A 17,375-nucleotide genomic window follows, 5' to 3' on the forward strand; every position below is an offset into this window, starting at 1 on the left:
CACAACGGAAAGTCTAAGATTCCGTTTCTTGCAAAAAGGAATAAACCTAAAAATATTTTGTTCAAGTGAGTTTTTTCCACATTTTAAGAGCTCTATATTGTTATAGAAGTTTAAAAAGTTAGTCCAAAAAAATATAATTATATTTTGCTAAAATCTATTGACAATTTATCATAATGGTGATATATTTGCGATAAATAGAAACCGATTTCATACTCTGAAATCTTACCTCCTGAAATCAATTTTCACCACAAGGAGTCTACTATGAAGAAACTATTTATTTGCTTGTCTACTATTTTTCTCAGTTGCTTCTTCATTTGGATTATTATCTTACGTGCCCCTCAGTATCTCTATACTAGTTATGACTCCGTTACCCTGCTACGTGTTAAAAAGGGGGCACAAGAGCCGACTCGTGAGGAGTTTGAGCGAGAGTTGGAGAAGTTTGCAAGCTCGGAGCAGAGTTTGATTGCCAGACGGATAGTAGAGCCGAGTAAGGATGGAAGGACCAACTTCACCTATGCGACCTATGGTCAGGGAGACTTGCCAAAAGAGTTTCAAGCGGCCAGCCAAGAAAGCCGAGAACGGAGCGATCCTCTCAATAGCTACCTTCTCTTATCTGGTTCATTGACCAAGGAAAAATTAGCTGCAAAATTAGATGATTTAGGTTATAAAGCGATTGCAGACCGCAAAACTCCTCCGTATCGTCTAGCTTTTTGGATTGCTTTAAATCCGTTGTTGTTGATTAGTTTAGCTATATTTGGATTAGCTTTCTTTGCCATGGTGATTATCACTCGGATTAAGGAGATGCGGGCTGCAGGGATTCAGCTCTTTTCAGGACAGACCCTCTTGTCCATCATAGGAAGCGCCTTATACGATGATGTCAAGTGGCTTTGCTTAGCTGGGGTTTTATCCCTTATAGTGGGAGGTGCTGTCCTCCTCGGACAAGGGCTCTTTTATCCCGTTCTTTTAGCAGCCTTTAGTATCGGAGTGGGGCTTTATCTTCTCTTTTTATTGGGAATTTCGCTAGTACTGAGCCTGCTCTACTTGATGAGCTTGAGCTACAAGGCTTTGGTTCCTGTGTTAAAAGGACGTTTGCCCCTCAAACGCTTGATGACCTTGACCTTGTTATGTCAGTTGGTTGCTGTCTTTACAGTAGGTTATGCAGTCAAGACTGGCTTGACTTCTTACCAGCGTTTACAGGAACTCCAACTATCCAAGCAAGCTTGGGAAGACCGAGCAAATTATTATCAAATTTCTTTTGGCTTAGGTGATAGAGTAGAAGATACAGAAAATCAGAGCAAGTGGTATGCCTTTGCCAAGGAAGCAATCGAAGAAGAACAAGCTCTTTATGTAAAGGATAATCTGCTCCATTTTGCCAATCCAAAAGGAAAAAATGAACAGGGAGAGACACTGGATACCTATAGTCCAGATGCTAATACGCTCTATGTTAGCCCCAGTTATTTGGAGAAGGAAAAGGTCGTGGTAGATGCTGAGACCAAACAGAAGTTAGCCCATCTCCAAAAAGGTGAGTTTGTCCTCTTGCTTCCAGAACATTTGCGCTCTCAAGAAGCAGAACTAAAAAAAATCTTTGAAGAAAGCTTGAGTTATTATGGAAAATCTGGTGAGGAGGCAAGTGCTCCTTTGGATTATGAGATGAAAGCGCACGTTAGTTATCTTTCAATGGGAGAAAAGCGATTTGTTTATAATAACGGTGAGAACCCCGTATCCACTCAGTATTTGACGGATCCGATTTTAGTGGTATTCACGCCGACTTCTACAGGTGATAGTTTTACATCCTTATCTAGTTGGTCTATCAATGCTGGTAAGAATATCTTTGTCAAAGGATATGAAGATGGGATTAAACTCTTGAAAAATGCAGGAATTTATGATCAAGTATCCTACCTCAAGGAGGGACGAAGTGTTTACCTCGCACGTTACTATGAGGTTCAAACACAAACTCTAACCCTTATTTTAGGAGCTATTATTGGAATCGCGAGTTCTTTGCTTCTCTTTTATTCTGTGAATCTTCTTTATTTTGAACAATTCCGTCGTGAGATTTTGATTAAACGAATTTCTGGTTTGCGATTTTTTGAAACGCACGCTCAGTATATGATTAGTCAATTTGCTAGTTTTGTATTCGGTGCGAGTCTCTTTATTTGGCGTAGTCGGGATGTGGTGATTGGATTGGTAACTTTATCGATCTTCCTCGTTAGTGCTATACTGACTCTCTACCGTCAAGCACAGAAAGAATCTCGTGTTTCTATGACCATTATGAAAGGAAAATAGGATGATTGAACTAAAGAATATATCTAAAAAATTTGGAAGCCGTCAGCTATTTTCAGATACTAATCTTCAATTTGAAGGTGGGAAAATTTATGCCTTAATCGGTACAAGTGGCTGTGGTAAGACAACCCTCTTGAATATGATTGGACGATTAGAGCCATATGACAATGGAGAAATTATCTATGATGGCACTTCTCTTAAGGACATCAAGCCTTCTGTTTTCTTTAGAGATTACTTAGGATACTTATTTCAAGATTTTGGCTTAATTGAAAGTCAAACCGTCAAAGAGAATCTCAATCTGGGTTTAGTTGGTAAAAAGATGAAAGAAAAAGAGAAAATCTCTTTGATGAAACAAGCTCTAAACCGTGTTAACCTCTCTTATTTAGATTTAAAGCAACCTATCTTTAAATTATCAGGAGGAGAAGCACAACGTGTTGCACTAGCGAAGATAATTTTAAAGGATCCACCTTTGATTCTCGCAGATGAACCAACCGCTTCCTTAGACCCCAAAAACTCTGAGGAATTACTTTCTATCTTAGAATCTTTAAAAAATCCGAATCGAACTATTATTATTGCGACCCACAATCCTCTGATTTGGGAACAAGTGGATCAAGTCATTCGAGTTACCGATTTATCTCATCGATGATAAGAGAACATTAAGTTAGAAGAAAGAGTCACAAATACACTTTGTGGCTTTTTTATTTCCATAAAAATGGTAAAATAGTAGGAGTAGAAATGGAGTTTGAGACATGAAAGTAATCGATCAATTTAAAAATAAGAAAGTTCTTGTTTTAGGTTTGGCTAAGTCTGGTGAGTCTGCGGCCCGTTTGTTGGACAAGCTGGGTGCTATTGTGACAGTAAATGACGGCAAGCCTTTTGAGGAAAATCCTGCTGCGCAAAGTTTACTAGAAGAGGGAATCAAGGTTGTCACTGGTGGGCATCCTTTGGAGCTCTTGGATGAAGATTTCGCTCTGATGGTGAAAAATCCAGGTATCCCGTATAGCAATCCCATGATTGAAAAGGCATTGGCAAAGGGAATTCCAGTCCTGACTGAGGTGGAATTGGCTTATTTGATCTCAGAAGCGCCAATTATCGGTATCACAGGTTCAAATGGGAAAACAACCACAACGACGATGATTGGGGAAGTTTTAACTGCTGCTGGTCAACATGGTCTTTTGTCAGGGAACATCGGCTATCCTGCCAGTCAAGTGGCTCAAACTGCAACGGCTAAGGACACGCTTGTCATGGAACTTTCTTCTTTCCAACTGATGGGTGTCCAAGAATTCCATCCTGAGATTGCGGTTATTACCAACCTCATGCCCACTCATATCGACTACCATGGTTCTTTTGAGGAGTATGTGGCAGCTAAGTGGAATATCCAGAACAAGATGACAGCAGCTGATTTCCTTGTCTTGAACTTTAATCAAGACTTGGCAAAAGACTTGGCTAGCAAAACACAAGCCACTGTTGTTCCATTTTCAACATTGGAAAAGGTTGATGGTGCTTATTTGGAAGATGGTCAACTCTACTTCCGTGGAGAAGTGGTTATGGCAGCCAGTGAAATCGGTGTTCCAGGTAGCCACAATGTAGAAAATGCCCTTGCGACTATTGCTGTAGCCAAGCTCCGTGGTGTGGATAACCAAACCATCAAGGAAACTCTTTCATCCTTTGGTGGTGTCAAACACCGTCTCCAATTTGTGGATGAAATTCAGGGTGTCAAGTTCTATAACGATAGTAAGTCAACCAATATCTTGGCTACTCAAAAAGCCTTGTCAGGATTTGACAATAGTAAGGTTATCTTAATTGCAGGTGGTTTGGATCGTGGCAATGAGTTTGACGAATTGGTGCCAGATATTACAGGGCTCAAGAAGATGGTCATCCTCGGTCAGTCTGCAGAACGTGTCAAACGGGCAGCGGATAAGGCTGGTGTGGCTTATGTAGATGCGACAGATATTGCTGATGCGACCCGCAAGGCTTATGAGCTCGCGACTCAAGGAGATGTGGTTCTCCTCAGTCCTGCCAATGCTAGCTGGGATATGTATGCTAACTTTGAAGCACGTGGCGACCTCTTTATCGACACAGTAGCGGAGTTAAAGGAATAATATGAAAAAAATTGTCTTTACAGGTGGGGGGACGGTTGGACATGTTACCCTCAACCTTTTGTTAATGCCTAAGTTCATCGAAGACGGCTGGGAAATTCACTATATTGGTGATAAACACGGAATCGAACACCAAGAAATCCTCAAGTCAGGTTTGGATGTTACTTTCCATTCTATTGCGACTGGGAAGTTGCGTCGCTATTTTTCTTGGCAAAATATGCTGGATGTCTTCAAAGTTGGTTGGGGAATTGTTCAATCGCTCTTTATCATGTTACGACTGCGTCCACAGGCTCTTTTTTCTAAGGGGGGATTTGTTTCTGTACCGCCGGTTATCGCAGCGCGAGTGTCAGGAGTGCCTGTCTTTATTCACGAATCGGACCTGTCTATGGGCTTGGCCAATAAAATTGCCTATAAATTTGCGACCAAGATGTATTCAACCTTTGAGCAGGCTGCTGGTCTCGCAAAAGTCGAGCATGTGGGGGCAGTGACCAAGGTTTCAGATCAAAACACGCCAGAACCAGATGAATTGGTGGATATCCAAACCCACTTTGATCCTAAATTGCCAACGGTATTGTTTGTCGGTGGTTCTGCAGGAGCTCGTGTATTTAACCAATTGGTGACAGATCATAAGCAAGAACTGACCGAACGCTACAATATTATCAATCTCACTGGAGATTCAAGCCTCAATGAGTTGAGTCAAAATCTCTTTCGTGTTGACTATGTGACGGATCTCTATCAACCCTTGATGGAGATGGCAGATGTGGTGGTGACGCGTGGCGGTGCCAATACGATTTTCGAGCTCTTGGCCATGGCGAAACTCCATCTCATCGTACCATTGGGTCGTGAAGCAAGTCGAGGAGATCAGATTGAAAATGCAGCCTATTTTGTTAAGAAAGGTTATGCAGAAGAACTTCAAGAAAGTGACTTGACCTTGGAAAGCTTGGAGGCGAAACTCAGTCACTTGCTTAGTCACAAGGACCAATACCAAGCTAGCATGAAAGCTTCAACTGAATTGAAATCTCTTGCAGATTTTTACGATCTACTAAGAAAAGACCTAGCATAAGGAATATCAATGTCAAAGGATAAGAAAAAAGAATCAAACCAGAAGCAAGAATTGTCTGAATGGCAGAAACGAAACCAGGAATACCTGAAGAAGAAGGCTGAGGAAGAAGCTGCCCTAGCTGAAGAGAAGGAAAAGGAAAAACAAGCTCGAATGGGGAAGAACTCTAAGTCGTTAGAGGAAAGTAAGAAGTCATCAAGTGATTCCGACCAGAACGAGACTGTTCCAGACGAGGAACCATCCGAAAAAGAAGAAACATCCCAAAAGGATGACCGGAAAGTCAAAGAAGAAGAGAAGAAAAAAGAAAAACCAGAGAAACCAGAAAAACCTGCCAAGCCTAAAATTGCGCCTGTTCATACTTGGCGAGCTGTGAGTATCTTGGTACCGAGTGTCCTGGTCCTCCTTCTTTCAGCCTATCTGTTGACTCCACTTTCGACCATCAAAAATATCGAGGTTAAGGGAAATAGTAACACGCAGGCAGATGACATCAAACAGGCTTCTGGAATTCAAGATAGCGACTATACCTTAGCTCTATTGTTGGATAAGGAAACATACGCTGAGCGTATCAAGTCGAATCATTGGATAGAATCGGCGAAGATTGACTATCAATTTCCGACTAACTTTACGATTGAGGTCAAGGAATTCGATATTGTCGGTTATTATGTGTCTGGTGAAGAACATTATCCTATTCTTTCTAGTGGTACAGTAGAGTCAACTCCTATTGATCGCTTAAACTTGCCCGAGACTTATCTGACAGTTACCTTTAACGATGAGCAGCAGGTGAAAGAACTGATCAAAGGATTGTCTACCATCAGTGAGGATATCAAGAGTCAAATCCAGAAAATCGAATTAGCGCCGAGCAAGGCAACAGCAGATCTTTTAAAAATTACCATGCTGGATACAGATGAAATTTTGGTTCCCCTATCAGAATTGAGCAAAAAATTACCTTATTACAGCAAAATCAAGCCACAATTATCAGAACCGAGTGTAGTCGATATGGAAGCTGGAGTATACAGCTATACCATAGCGGATAAGCTGATAGAAGAGGCTGAGGAAAAAGCCAAGCAAGAGGCCAAGGAAGCTGAGAAGAAAAAACAGGAAGAAGAAAAGAAAAAACAAGAAGAACAAGGAAATCAAAGCCAAACGAGCCAGCAATCACAGAGTCGTTAGACTAACTTTTCCTCTTGATTTTGAATGGTATAGAAGTCCAGTTTCGAGTTTTTGCTTGACAAGTCCTACTATAAATAATAGAATAGAAAAAAACCTTTAAAGCAGTCCAGAGAGGCAGCTAAGGTTAGACGGTGAAAGGGTGGACTCTACCCATTTTTCGTGGAACCTTGCTGTTGGCAGGTTCCTTTTTTCGTGGTTTGCTTTTGACCATACTCTCTTGCTCTTAAAGGTAAAAGGAGAAAGGTATGCGTGAACATCGTCCAGTTATTGCTCTTGATTTTCCTAGTTTTGAGGCAGTCAAGGAATTTTTATCTCTTTTCCCAGCAGAAGAAAGTCTTTATCTAAAAGTAGGGATGGAGCTTTATTATGCGGAAGGTCCAGAAGTTGTCCGTTATTTGAAGTCACTGGGGCATAGTGTTTTTTTGGATCTCAAGCTACATGACATTCCAAATACAGTCAAATCTGCCATGAAGGTCTTGTCTCAGCTTGGTGTGGACATGACTAACGTTCATGCTGCAGGTGGTGTGGAGATGATGAAGGCTGCGCGTGAAGGTCTAGGGACACAAGCTAAATTGATCGCTGTGACCCAGCTTACATCAACGTCGGAAAGCCAGATGCAGGATTTTCAAAATATCCAAACCAGCCTGCAAGAGTCTGTGATTCACTATGCCAAGAAGACAGCTGAAGCGGGCTTGAATGGTGTCGTTTGCTCGGCTCAGGAAGTGCAACTCATCAAGCAGGCCACCAATCCAGATTTCATCTGTCTGACACCAGGTATTCGTCCGGCAGGAGCTGCGGTTGGAGACCAAAAACGTGTCATGACACCAGCGGATGCCTATCAAATCGGTAGTGACTATATCGTAGTAGGACGTCCGATTACCCAAGCTGAGGATCCTGTTGCAGCTTATCATGCTATCAAGGATGAATGGAACCAAGACAGAAATTAAAGAAATAGATTATAAAAACAAAAGGAGAATACTATGACACTTGCTAAAGATATCGCTAGCCACCTCTTGAAAATCCAAGCCGTTTACCTCAAACCAGAGGAACCTTTCACTTGGGCATCTGGTATCAAATCGCCGATTTATACTGATAACCGTGTGACACTAGCCTATCCAGAGACTCGTAGCTTGATTGAAAATGGTTTTGTGGAAGCTATTAAAGCTGAATTTCCAGAAGTAGAAGTGATTGCAGGAACTGCGACAGCAGGAATTCCACACGGAGCTATTATCGCTGACAAGATGAACTTGCCTTTTGCCTACATCCGCAGCAAACCAAAAGACCACGGAGCAGGCAACCAAATCGAAGGTCGCGTAGCACAAGGTCAAAAGATGGTTGTTGTTGAAGACCTCATTTCAACGGGTGGGTCTGTTCTTGAAGCCGTAGCAGCAGCTAAACGCGAAGGAGCTGATGTGCTTGGTGTCGTAGCGATTTTCAGTTATCAATTGCCAAAAGCTGATAAGAATTTTGCGGATGCTGGTGTCAAACTTGTGACGCTTTCTAACTACAGTGAACTGATCCACCTAGCCCAAGAAGAAGGTTACATCACGCCAGAAGGACTCGACCTCCTAAAACGCTTTAAAGAAGACCAAGAAAATTGGCAAAATGCCTAAAACATAGAAAATCAGGTAGTCACTAGGATTACCTGATTTCTTTTTGTTATGTTTATTAGATGTTAGTCTACTTTTCCACCTTCAACAACTAGATCATCTGCCTTAGCAGCGTCACCGTAGGTTGGGTGAAGTGTTTTTTCATAAGCTTTGTGGAAGAAGTTTTCTTTACCAAGTTTTTCAATTTCTTGGTTGATGTAGTCAAGAAGTTCTTGATTCCCCTTTTGAACTGCTGGCGCAATAGTATCTGGATCTCCGAGGGAAGAAATTCCGACTTCATATCCTTTGTTTTCAAGTGCCCAAGCTAGGACTTCCGTATTGTCAGTAGAGAAGGCATCTCCACGTCCGTCAAGAAGGGCTTGGTAGGCATCGCTATATTGGTCGTATTTTTGGAGTTTTACTTCTGGGTGATTTTTCTCAAAATAAGTTTCAGCAGTCGTTCCCTTTGTAACAATCAAGGTTTTACCTTCTAATTCTTTAACGTCTTTGATGACTTTATCTTTTGGTGACACGACACCGAGGGAAACTTTCATGTAAGGAAGGGCAAAGTCAACTTGTTTCTTACGTTCGTCAGTAACTGTGAAGTTGGCAAGTGTGATATCCACCTTGTTTGAAATCAAGTATTCAGCGCGGTTGGCAGCATCAACAGAGACGTATTTAACCTTTACACCAAGGTCTTGAGCCAGTTGGTTGCCCAATTCGATATCGTAGCCTTGGTAGGAACCGTCGTTATCAACATAACCAAATGGTTTTTTGTCTCCAAATACGGCGATTCGTAGCTCACCGCTTTTTTTGATTTCGTCGATAGTGCGGGCCTTGGCGGTTGTTTTTCCTGATGAAGCATCAGAGCTTCCACTTGAGCTACAAGCTGTGACAAAGATAAGCGTAAAGGCTAGGGCAAAAACAGTTAGAATTGGTTTGATGATTTTCATAAAAATCTCCTTTATAGATATGAGCCGAACTGGCTAAAGTCAAAGACGTTTAAAAATTCCTGTGCTCGTTTGGTTTGTGGGTTGGTAAAGAAGTCTTGAGCCGTTCCTTCTTCAGCAATTTTCCCTTGGTCGAGGAAGATAATGCGATCTGCAATAGCTTGGGCAAACTGCATTTCGTGGGTTACCAGAATCATGGTGCGCCCTTCTTGAGCCAAGTCATTTATGAGTTCCAGAACTTCACGCACCATTTCTGGATCCAGTGAAGCCGTCACTTCGTCAAAGAGGATAATTTCTGGATGCATGAGAAGGGCACGGATAATCGCCACTCGTTGTTTCTGTCCCCCAGATAATTGGCGAGCAAAACTGTCTTTTTTATCAAGCAAACCCACACGTTCCAGTAGTTGCAAAGCTTCCGCCGTTACTTCTTTCTTGTCTCGTCCCTGAGCTTTGATAGGGCCTAGGATGAGGTTTTGAAGGACATCTAGGTGAGGAAAGAGTTCATAACTTTGAAAGACCATGCCAATCTTTTGACGAACCAGGTGAAAGTTTTTCTGATTGCCAATAATGGACTGGCCATCCAGAAGAATATCTCCACCTTGAATGGTTTCTAGACCATTGAGGCAACGAAGGAGAGTGCTTTTTCCGCAACCAGATGGCCCAAGAATAACCACAACCTCCCCTTTTTTGATTTGCAAGGATAGACCTTGGAGGATAGGATTGTCTCCGAAGGATTTTTTAGGTCCTTGATTTCTAAAATAGTTTCAGACATTTAGTTCCTCCAATGTTTTTCTAAGTGAGTGGATAGTTTGGAAATAGGAAAACAGACTGCGAAATACAGGACCAGAATGGTTCCATAAATCCAAAAGGAAGCGGTTGGGATTGTCAAGCGATTGCTGTCAATGATTTGTTGTCCAACCTTGGTAACTTCCACAACCCCAATCAAGACAACTAAGGAAGTCGTTTTGATCATACGAGTGACAAGATTGATGGCTTGTGGTAGTAGTCTTCTCAAGACCTGTGGAATGATAATGTGATAGTAAAGTTGGAAGTTGGTCAAGCCCAGAGCCTGTCCGCTTTCAAACTGATGTTTAGGGAGAGAAGTGATGGCTCCACGTACCAAGTCCCCCATTTCAGCTGTACCCCAGAGGGTAAAAACAATAATAGCCGAAGTCTCGCCTGAGATGTTGATATTAAAGTTTCGAGCTAAGCCGAAATAAACGATGAAAAGTAGTACCAGCTGGGGCATGATACGGATAAATTCCAGATAAAAGCGTGTTAAAAAACGAATAACTCTAGAATGGTAGGTCATGATGATTCCCATGACTGTTCCGAAAATCATTGATAGAAGGACGGAGAGAATGGAAATTCCAATCGTGACACCCAATCCCTGTAGAATACGCAGGAGATTATTTCCCTGAAAGAGTACTTGCATTCCCGAATCCTGCATGGCGGAGCCTCCTTTCTATCCAGCTAAAGACTAGAGAGATGGGTAGAAGCATGATCAGGTAAGCAACTACCAACATGGCTAGTGCAATGTCTGTCTCATAATAGAGTCCAATCAAGTCCTTGGCGACGTACATGAGATCGGCTAAGGCTACCGCAGAGAAGACAGAGGTTTCTTTGATGAGAAAAATGACATTGGCACTAAAGGACGGTAGAGCAACCGCAGTCGCTTGCGGAAGAACCACATAGCGAAAGACCTGTACAGGCGTTAGACCGATGGCTAGACCAATCTCGTGCTGGGTTTGACTAACTGCTTCCAGTCCGCTTCTGAAAGATTCAGCCATGTAGGAGCCACCTAAAAAGATGAGCCCAACTGTTGCACAGACTTCTGAAGAAAGAACAATCCCTATTCGGGGAAGCCCGAAGTAGAGGAAGAAGAGTTGAATCAAAAGGGGCGTGTTTCGTGACAATTCGATGTAGGCTGTTGCTAGCTGTGAAAAGATAGGAACGCGATAATGCCGAATGACACTAACGATTAGACCAACAAGAAAAGAACCCAGAATTCCCCAAACTGCGATATGTAAGGTCAGAAAGAATGCCTTTTGATAGAGCGGTAAATATTGTTCAACAATGGACCAATCCAAAATAGAACCTCCCATCTAGGAATAATATAGCTATTGTAGCACTAAAGGGCATGTTTGGATAATATGAATTTTTTATCACAATGATAGAAAATATTTATCATGTCTGTGATTTGAAATTCCCAGACAAAATTTTTGAAAGGATTCTGAAAAAGAGGTAAGATAGTTTATGTAAGAAAAAGTAAACGCTTACTTAATAAGGAGGACACTTTATGTCATATAAAACAAGTAATGCAGAAGGACCTGTAGATTTTATTAACACTTATGATTTGGAGCCAATGGCGCAACAAGTCATTCCTAAAGCTGCCTTTGGTTATATCGCTAGTGGAGCAGAGGATACTTTCACTCTACGCGAGAACATCCGTGCCTTTAACCACAAACTTATTGTTCCTCATACGCTTTGTGATGTTGAAAATCCAAGTACAGAGATTGAATTTGCAGGTGAAAAATTATCTTCACCAATTATTATGGCGCCTGTTGCGGCTCATAAATTGGCAAATGAGCAGGGGGAAGTAGCCACTGCGCGTGGTGTGCATGAATTTGGTTCTCTCTATACAACTAGTTCCTACTCTACCGTTGACCTTCCAGAAATTACGGAAGCTCTTCAAGGGACACCTCATTGGTTCCAATTTTACTTTAGTAAGGATGACGGCATTAACCGCCATATCATGGACCGTGTGAAGGCTGAAGGCTACAAAGCGATTGTCTTGACGGCGGATGCAACTGTAGGGGGCAATCGTGAGGTCGACAAGCGCAATGGTTTTGTCTTCCCAGTTGGCATGCCGATTGTTGAGGAATACCTGCCAGAAGGTGCTGGAAAATCAATGGACTTTGTTTACAAATCAGCCAAACAACGCTTGTCTCCACGTGATGTCGAATTTATCGCTGAATATTCAGGACTTCCTGTCTATGTCAAGGGGCCACAATGCCGTGAAGACGTTGAACGTTCGCTTGCCGCAGGTGCTTCTGGTATCTGGGTAACCAACCACGGTGGCCGCCAAATCGATGGTGGACCAGCATCCTTTGACTCGCTTCAAGAAGTAGCTGAAGCAGTTGATAAACGTGTGCCAATTGTCTTTGACTCTGGTGTTCGTCGCGGTCAACACGTCTTTAAAGCCTTGGCTTCAGGAGCAGACTTGGTAGCTATTGGTCGCCCTGTGATCTATGGTTTGGCTCTTGGTGGTAGTGTTGGTGTGCGTCAAGTCTTTGAGCACTTAAATGCAGAATTGAAGACAGTCATGCAATTATCTGGAACTCAGACTATTGAGGATGTCAAACACTTCAAACTCCGTCACAACCCATACAACCCAACATTCCCAGTCGACCCTCGTGACTTAAAATTGTATTGATAAAGTAGAAGGCCTCCACCTTATGTGGAGGTTTTTCTTCATGTATAGAAAGATTAAATCGTTATCAGAAACTATATAAATATATTTTCCAATCAAATATCTTGCTAGGGCTTTCAAATTCTGTTATACTGGTCCAGTAATTAAATAATAAAGACATTTGGGGTGCTTTAGGCTGAGATGATACCCATTGAACCTGATACAGTTAAGACTGGCGAAGGGAAATGTGAAAAGGTTTTTTCGTGTGTCGAAAGAAACTATCTAATCTTGTAAGCTAAACTCTAATTCTCGTTTGTAATTGGAGTTTTTTTGTTTATCAAAAGAGGATAGGCTTGACCGCAAGCCTTTTGGTAGCTCTCCTCCTTGAATGCCCCACTTTTCTTTAAAAAGGTCAAGTAAAACTAGGATTTTCTTAGTATTTTGTTGATTACGAACGAGTAAAGAGAGGAAAAGTAAATATGGAAACACAAGACTATGCATTTCAGCCAGGTTTGACCGTTGGAGAATTATTAAAAAGCAGTCAGAAGGATTGGCAGGCTGCAATCAATCATCGTTTTGTTAAGGAACTTTTTGCGGGGACAATTGAGAATAAGGTCTTAAAAGACTACCTGATTCAAGATTATCATTTCTTTGATGCTTTCCTATCCATGCTGGGAGCTTGTGTAGCTCACGCAGACCAGCTTGAGTCCAAACTTCGTTTTGCCAAGCAACTAGGCTTTCTTGAAGCAGATGAAGATGGTTATTTCCAAAAGGCTTTCAAAGAGTTAAAAGTATCTGAGAATGACTATCTAGAAGTGACCTTGCACCCTGTGACAAAAGCGTTTCAGGAGCTAATGTATTCTGCTGTGACTTCATCAGACTATGCTCATCTTTTGGTCATGCTGGTCATTGCAGAAGGTCTCTATTTAGACTGGGGTTCTAAAGATTTGGCTCTACCTGAAGCCTATATTCATTTGGAATGGATCAATCTCCACAGAGGTCCTTTCTTTGAAGAGTGGGTTCAATTTCTAGTTGATGAACTTAATCGTGTTGGGAAAAATCGAGAAGATTTGACAGAACTTCAGGAACGCTGGAATCAAGCAGTTGCTTTGGAATTAGCCTTTTTTGATATTGGTTATGAATTATAGGACAGATGCAATCCTTTGATGTAAATTAAAAGAATGAACAAACAAACTATATAAATATATTTTCCAGTCAAATATCTTGCTAGGGCTTTCAAATTCTGTTATACTGGTCCAGTAATAAAATAATAAAGACATTTGGGGTGCTTTAGGCTGAGATGATACCCATTGAACCTGATACAGTTAATACTGGCGAAGGGAAATGTGAAAAGGTTTTTTTCGTATGTTGAAAGAAACTGTCTAATCTTGTAAGGTAAACTCTAATTCTCGTTTGTAATTGGAGTTTTTTTGTTTATCAAAAGAGGATAGGCTTGACGGTAAGCCGTTCGGTAGCTCTCCTTGAATGCCCCACTTTTCTTTAAAAAAGGAGTTTTTTATGTTGAAAAAATGGCAGTTAAAAGATGTTATCTTGCTTGCTTTCTTGTCTATCTTTTTTGGTGGCGTTTTTGTGGGTTCAGGCTATCTGTTTGATATCCTCACTCTGATTTTAGCCCCTCTTGGTTTACAGGCCTTTGCCAATGAAATCCTCTTTGGTCTCTGGTGTATGGCTGCGCCCATTGCGGCCATCTTTGTTCCAAGAGTCGGAAGTGCAACGATTGGAGAAGTGCTTGCTGCGCTTGCGGAAGTCCTTTATGGTAGCCAATTCGGTCTAGGCGCTCTTTTGTCTGGCTTGGTTCAAGGCTTGGGAAGTGAATTTGGTTTTCTCGTAACCAAGAATCGCTATGAAAGTTGGCTCTCTCTAACTGCTAATAGTATTGGAATTACCCTTTTTAGCTTTGTCTATGAATACATTAAGTTAGGTTACTACGCCTTTTCCCTTCCTTTTGTCCTTTCCTTGCTTGTGGTGCGTTTTATTTCCGTCTTTTTCTTCTGTGCCATCTTGGTTCGTGCCATTGTCAAACTCTATCATCAGTTTGCAGCTGGAGGAAAGGCATAGATGGGCCTGGAATTAAGAGGGATTCAATCCCCAATCTTTTCGGAGCCGATTGATTTTACTTTTCATGGGCAAGCCTTTACCTTGTTAGTTGGGAGCAGTGGTTCAGGAAAATCCAGTCTCTTTCAAATTATTGCTCAGGTCACTTCCTTGCCCTATAACGGTCAAGTCCTGATAGATGGGAGCCAGGTCAGTCGGCTTTCAATCGTTGAACGTGTTCAGACGGTTGGTATTCTCTTTCAAAATCCCAATCATCAATTTACCATGGAGAACTTGTTTGAAGAGCTAATTTTTACCTTGGAGAATATCGGCCATCCTGTGCAAGAGATTGATGCTAAAATAGCTGAGGTAGTCCGGCAATGTCGTTGCGAGGCAATCTTGCACCGTCCCATCCATCACTTATCAGGTGGGGAAAAGCAAAAGGCTGCGCTGGCTGTTCTCTTTGCCATGAATCCTAGGGTCTATCTCTTGGATGAGCCCTTTGCTTCTATTGACCGCAAGAGCAGGCTGGAGATATTGGAGATTCTAAAAGAGTTGGCCTCTGATGGGAAGACAGTTATTTTATGCGACCATGATTTATCTGATTATGAAGCCTATATCGACCATATGGTGGAGCTAAGAGATGGACAACTAAGGGAAATAAATAAAATCCCTACCTCTGAGATGACACAGGTTTCTTCAAAGGAAGTTGCTTCTAACCCAGAACTATTCCATATGGACCGTGTGACTTGTGAGCTGGGAAATCGCCCCCTCTTTTCGATTGCGGATTTCACATTTTACCAAGGAATTTCCTGTATCCTGGGTGACAATGGTGTCGGGAAATCAACCCTCTTTCGCTCTATTCTTCAATTTCAAAAGTATAAGGGGCTCATTAGCTGGAAGGGGACAGTCCTGAAAAAGAAAAAGAAAAAGAGCCTGTATAGTGATCTGACGGGTGTTGTTCAGGAAGCTGAGAAACAGTTTATCCGAGTCAGTCTGCGAGAAGAGCTTCAATTAGATGGACCTGATTCTGAAAGAAATCAGCGGATTCTCCAAGCATTACGATATTTTAATCTGGAGCAGGCGCTTGATAAGAGTCCCTATCAATTAAGTGGTGGACAGCAAAAGATTCTTCAGCTATTGACCATCTTGACCAGCAAGGCTTCTGTGATCTTGCTAGATGAGCCATTTGCTGGTTTGGATGATAGAGCCTGCGACTACTTTTGTCAGTGGATGTTGGAGGAGAGCAATCAAGGGAGAAGTTTTTTGATCATTAGCCATCGTTTAGATCCCTTGATTTCTGTGGTCGATTATTGGATTGAGATGACTAGTGAGGGTCTCAGCCACCTTCAAGAAGTGACCATCAGCAAACCTCTCCCATCTCTGAACAATGATACTCTAGGGGAGGTGAGGTAGTATGATCAAAGTAGCAACCAAGACACCAGTTATCAGCCTCTTCTTTCTAATTTTATCCTTGGAAACATCCTTCATTCCTTCGATTGCTCTTAATCTTTCTGTAGTCGCATTTTGCATACTCTTTTTGCTCTATCACCGTCGATTTAAAATGTTGGCTTGGATGCTTGTGCTCGCCATTTTGCCATCCTTTGCTAACTACTGGGCAGTCCAGTTACATGGGGATGCTTCGCAGGCAGTGATACTTGGAACGAGGGCTTTTGTGACGGTTTGTATCGGTCTTGTCTTTGTTTCCTCTATTTCCCTAAAAGAGCTTCTTTTGTACTTAGCTCAAAAGGGGTTATCACGGTCTTGGGCTTATGCCTTGATTGTGGTATTTAATTCCTTTCCCCTTATTCAGCAGGAGATCAAGTCCCTCAAAGAAGCTTGCTTATTGCGTGGTCAAGAACTGCATGTTTGGTCTCCCCTGATTTACAGTAAGGTTCTGATGACGGTTTTTAGGTGGCGCCATCTTTACCTGAGAGCTTTGTCTGCACATGGATATGATGAGCATGCACAGTTGGAGAATCGCTATCGGACTTTTTATATTTCTAAAAAAACAAAATTAATCTACCTGCTGTTCTTTTTATTGCTTCAAACCAGTTTATTTCTATAAAGGAGTTATTATGGAATTTACAGATATTGCGATGGAATTATCCAAGGAAGCTTGGCAGGCTTCTTTTCATCATCCCTTTATTTTACAATTACAAGAGGGAAATTTAGAACCTTCTATTTTCCGCTATTATTTAATTCAGGATGCTTATTACCTGAAGTCTTTTTCAGAAGCCTATCACCTCTTGGCTGATAAGACTTCAAACGAGGAAATGAAAAGACTCTTGAAACAAAATGCTCAGAGTCTAGTGGAGGGTGAGTTGTTTATCCGCCAACAATTTTTCAAGGAATTGGAAATCAGCGATCAGGAAATGGAGCAACATCCAATCGCTCCCACCTGCTATCATTACATTTCTCACATTTATCGGCAATTTGCAGAGCCAAACTTGGGCATTGCTTTTGCAAGTTTGCTGCCTTGTCCTTGGTTATACCATGATTTGGGCAAGGCACTTAATCGCAAACCATCCCCGAATCCTCTTTATCAACAGTGGATTGAAACCTATATCACCGATGAATTAGAGCAGCAGATCAGAGAGGAGGGAGAGCTGGTCAATCAACTCTATCGCGAAAGTGATGAGACAGACAAGAAAAAAATGTTAGATGCCTTCCACATCAGTGTTCACATGGAAGCCAAGTTTTGGGAGATGGCTTACCAACACCAAACATGGACGAGTGATTTGCAGTCCTTAGAATAAG

16 protein-coding genes, 1 pseudogene and 2 riboswitches are annotated in these 17,375 nt (G+C 41.9%); of the genes and pseudogenes, 13 read left to right on the forward strand and 4 right to left on the reverse strand.

Annotated elements, in window-relative coordinates:
- Positions 1 to 261: 261 nt before the first annotated feature.
- The 7 genes from HMPREF8578_RS07560 (at position 262) to pyrE (ending at position 8,222) form a co-directional block, all read left to right on the forward strand.
- Positions 262 to 2,283, forward strand: a complete 2,022-nt coding sequence (locus tag HMPREF8578_RS07560; protein WP_000732358.1) for a bacteriocin-associated integral membrane family protein — start codon at positions 262 to 264, stop codon at positions 2,281 to 2,283.
- A 1-nt stretch (position 2,284) separates the two neighbouring features.
- Positions 2,285 to 2,926, forward strand: coding sequence for an ABC transporter ATP-binding protein (locus tag HMPREF8578_RS07565; protein WP_000571297.1), 642 nt, complete (start codon positions 2,285 to 2,287; stop codon positions 2,924 to 2,926).
- Positions 2,927 to 3,029: 103 nt separating this feature from the next.
- The gene (murD, locus tag HMPREF8578_RS07570) at positions 3,030 to 4,382 is read left to right on the forward strand and encodes a UDP-N-acetylmuramoyl-L-alanine--D-glutamate ligase (RefSeq protein ID WP_000863071.1); all 1,353 of its coding nucleotides are present in this window, start codon (positions 3,030 to 3,032) and stop codon (positions 4,380 to 4,382) included.
- Between the two features lies 1 nt (position 4,383).
- Positions 4,384 to 5,442 (forward strand): UDP-N-acetylglucosamine--N-acetylmuramyl-(pentapeptide) pyrophosphoryl-undecaprenol N-acetylglucosamine transferase, encoded by a 1,059-nt coding sequence (locus HMPREF8578_RS07575; RefSeq protein ID WP_000724789.1) that lies wholly within the window; start codon positions 4,384 to 4,386, stop codon positions 5,440 to 5,442.
- Between the two features lie 9 nt (positions 5,443 to 5,451).
- Positions 5,452 to 6,609, forward strand: a complete 1,158-nt coding sequence (locus tag HMPREF8578_RS07580) for a cell division protein FtsQ/DivIB (RefSeq protein WP_000031126.1) — start codon at positions 5,452 to 5,454, stop codon at positions 6,607 to 6,609.
- 245 nt (positions 6,610 to 6,854) lie between these two features.
- The gene (pyrF, locus tag HMPREF8578_RS07585) at positions 6,855 to 7,556 is read left to right on the forward strand and encodes an orotidine-5'-phosphate decarboxylase (protein ID WP_001206746.1); all 702 of its coding nucleotides are present in this window, start codon (positions 6,855 to 6,857) and stop codon (positions 7,554 to 7,556) included.
- 33 nt (positions 7,557 to 7,589) lie between these two features.
- Positions 7,590 to 8,222 (forward strand): orotate phosphoribosyltransferase, encoded by a 633-nt coding sequence (gene pyrE / locus HMPREF8578_RS07590; protein ID WP_000170888.1) that lies wholly within the window; start codon positions 7,590 to 7,592, stop codon positions 8,220 to 8,222.
- A gap of 62 nt (positions 8,223 to 8,284) precedes the next feature.
- Here pyrE and HMPREF8578_RS07595 read toward each other — a convergent pair whose 3' ends face one another.
- The 4 genes and pseudogenes from HMPREF8578_RS07595 to HMPREF8578_RS07610 all read right to left on the reverse strand — a co-directional run bounded on the left by HMPREF8578_RS07595 (position 8,285) and on the right by HMPREF8578_RS07610 (position 11,238).
- Entirely contained in the window at positions 8,285 to 9,151 is an 867-nt protein-coding gene (locus HMPREF8578_RS07595) for a cysteine ABC transporter substrate-binding protein (protein ID WP_000691539.1), read from the reverse strand.
- Between the two features lie 11 nt (positions 9,152 to 9,162).
- Positions 9,163 to 9,920: pseudogene (locus HMPREF8578_RS07600) on the reverse strand (amino acid ABC transporter ATP-binding protein).
- The gene (locus HMPREF8578_RS07605; RefSeq protein WP_002893103.1) at positions 9,921 to 10,598 is read right to left on the reverse strand and encodes an amino acid ABC transporter permease; all 678 of its coding nucleotides are present in this window, start codon (positions 10,596 to 10,598) and stop codon (positions 9,921 to 9,923) included.
- The gene (locus HMPREF8578_RS07610) at positions 10,558 to 11,238 is read right to left on the reverse strand and encodes an amino acid ABC transporter permease (RefSeq protein WP_000384102.1); all 681 of its coding nucleotides are present in this window, start codon (positions 11,236 to 11,238) and stop codon (positions 10,558 to 10,560) included. Before HMPREF8578_RS07610 ends, HMPREF8578_RS07605 begins: the two co-directional genes overlap by 41 nt.
- A gap of 209 nt (positions 11,239 to 11,447) precedes the next feature.
- Between HMPREF8578_RS07610 and lctO the strand changes: the two genes are divergently transcribed.
- The 6 genes from lctO (at position 11,448) to tenA (ending at position 17,374) form a co-directional block, all read left to right on the forward strand.
- On the forward strand, positions 11,448 to 12,584 hold the full coding sequence (lctO, locus tag HMPREF8578_RS07615; protein ID WP_000120741.1) for an L-lactate oxidase: 1,137 nt from the start codon (positions 11,448 to 11,450) through the stop codon (positions 12,582 to 12,584).
- Between the two features lie 148 nt (positions 12,585 to 12,732).
- A riboswitch (TPP riboswitch) is annotated at positions 12,733 to 12,821 on the forward strand.
- Positions 12,822 to 13,039: 218 nt separating this feature from the next.
- Positions 13,040 to 13,708 carry a TenA family protein gene (locus HMPREF8578_RS07620; protein WP_000449830.1) on the forward strand — a complete coding sequence of 223 codons (669 nt, stop codon included), beginning with the start codon at positions 13,040 to 13,042 and terminating at the stop codon, positions 13,706 to 13,708.
- Between the two features lie 123 nt (positions 13,709 to 13,831).
- A riboswitch (TPP riboswitch) is annotated at positions 13,832 to 13,920 on the forward strand.
- 158 nt (positions 13,921 to 14,078) lie between these two features.
- A complete protein-coding gene (locus HMPREF8578_RS07625; RefSeq protein ID WP_000915270.1) occupies positions 14,079 to 14,639 on the forward strand; it encodes an ECF transporter S component in 561 nt (186 codons plus the stop codon).
- Positions 14,640 to 16,031 carry an ATP-binding cassette domain-containing protein gene (locus HMPREF8578_RS07630; protein WP_000522145.1) on the forward strand — a complete coding sequence of 464 codons (1,392 nt, stop codon included), beginning with the start codon at positions 14,640 to 14,642 and terminating at the stop codon, positions 16,029 to 16,031.
- A 1-nt stretch (position 16,032) separates the two neighbouring features.
- Positions 16,033 to 16,683 carry an energy-coupling factor transporter transmembrane component T gene (locus HMPREF8578_RS07635; protein ID WP_000598424.1) on the forward strand — a complete coding sequence of 217 codons (651 nt, stop codon included), beginning with the start codon at positions 16,033 to 16,035 and terminating at the stop codon, positions 16,681 to 16,683.
- A 10-nt stretch (positions 16,684 to 16,693) separates the two neighbouring features.
- Complete coding sequence (gene tenA / locus HMPREF8578_RS07640) at positions 16,694 to 17,374, forward strand: thiaminase II (protein ID WP_000397185.1); 681 nt, start codon at positions 16,694 to 16,696, stop codon at positions 17,372 to 17,374.
- The last annotated feature ends 1 nt before the right edge of the window (position 17,375 follow it).

Origin of the sequence: Streptococcus oralis ATCC 49296, assembly GCF_000185265.1 — a bacterium.
GTDB lineage: Bacteria > Bacillota > Bacilli > Lactobacillales > Streptococcaceae > Streptococcus > Streptococcus oralis_BC.

What these genes read in the sequence shown, in the direction of transcription:
- HMPREF8578_RS07560 (WP_000732358.1), top strand. Translation starts at nt 262, where the DNA reads ATGAAGAAACTATTTATTTGCTTGTCTACTATTTTTCTCAGTTGCTTC.
- HMPREF8578_RS07565 (WP_000571297.1), top strand. Translation starts at nt 2,285, where the DNA reads ATGATTGAACTAAAGAATATATCTAAAAAATTTGGAAGCCGTCAGCTA.
- murD (WP_000863071.1), top strand. Translation starts at nt 3,030, where the DNA reads ATGAAAGTAATCGATCAATTTAAAAATAAGAAAGTTCTTGTTTTAGGT.
- HMPREF8578_RS07575 (WP_000724789.1), top strand. Translation starts at nt 4,384, where the DNA reads ATGAAAAAAATTGTCTTTACAGGTGGGGGGACGGTTGGACATGTTACC.
- HMPREF8578_RS07580 (WP_000031126.1), top strand. Translation starts at nt 5,452, where the DNA reads ATGTCAAAGGATAAGAAAAAAGAATCAAACCAGAAGCAAGAATTGTCT.
- pyrF (WP_001206746.1), top strand. Translation starts at nt 6,855, where the DNA reads ATGCGTGAACATCGTCCAGTTATTGCTCTTGATTTTCCTAGTTTTGAG.
- pyrE (WP_000170888.1), top strand. Translation starts at nt 7,590, where the DNA reads ATGACACTTGCTAAAGATATCGCTAGCCACCTCTTGAAAATCCAAGCC.
- HMPREF8578_RS07595 (WP_000691539.1), bottom strand. Translation starts at nt 9,151, where the DNA reads ATGAAAATCATCAAACCAATTCTAACTGTTTTTGCCCTAGCCTTTACG.
- HMPREF8578_RS07605 (WP_002893103.1), bottom strand. Translation starts at nt 10,598, where the DNA reads ATGCAGGATTCGGGAATGCAAGTACTCTTTCAGGGAAATAATCTCCTG.
- lctO (WP_000120741.1), top strand. Translation starts at nt 11,448, where the DNA reads ATGTCATATAAAACAAGTAATGCAGAAGGACCTGTAGATTTTATTAAC.
- HMPREF8578_RS07620 (WP_000449830.1), top strand. Translation starts at nt 13,040, where the DNA reads ATGGAAACACAAGACTATGCATTTCAGCCAGGTTTGACCGTTGGAGAA.
- HMPREF8578_RS07625 (WP_000915270.1), top strand. Translation starts at nt 14,079, where the DNA reads ATGTTGAAAAAATGGCAGTTAAAAGATGTTATCTTGCTTGCTTTCTTG.
- HMPREF8578_RS07630 (WP_000522145.1), top strand. Translation starts at nt 14,640, where the DNA reads ATGGGCCTGGAATTAAGAGGGATTCAATCCCCAATCTTTTCGGAGCCG.
- HMPREF8578_RS07635 (WP_000598424.1), top strand. Translation starts at nt 16,033, where the DNA reads ATGATCAAAGTAGCAACCAAGACACCAGTTATCAGCCTCTTCTTTCTA.
- tenA (WP_000397185.1), top strand. Translation starts at nt 16,694, where the DNA reads ATGGAATTTACAGATATTGCGATGGAATTATCCAAGGAAGCTTGGCAG.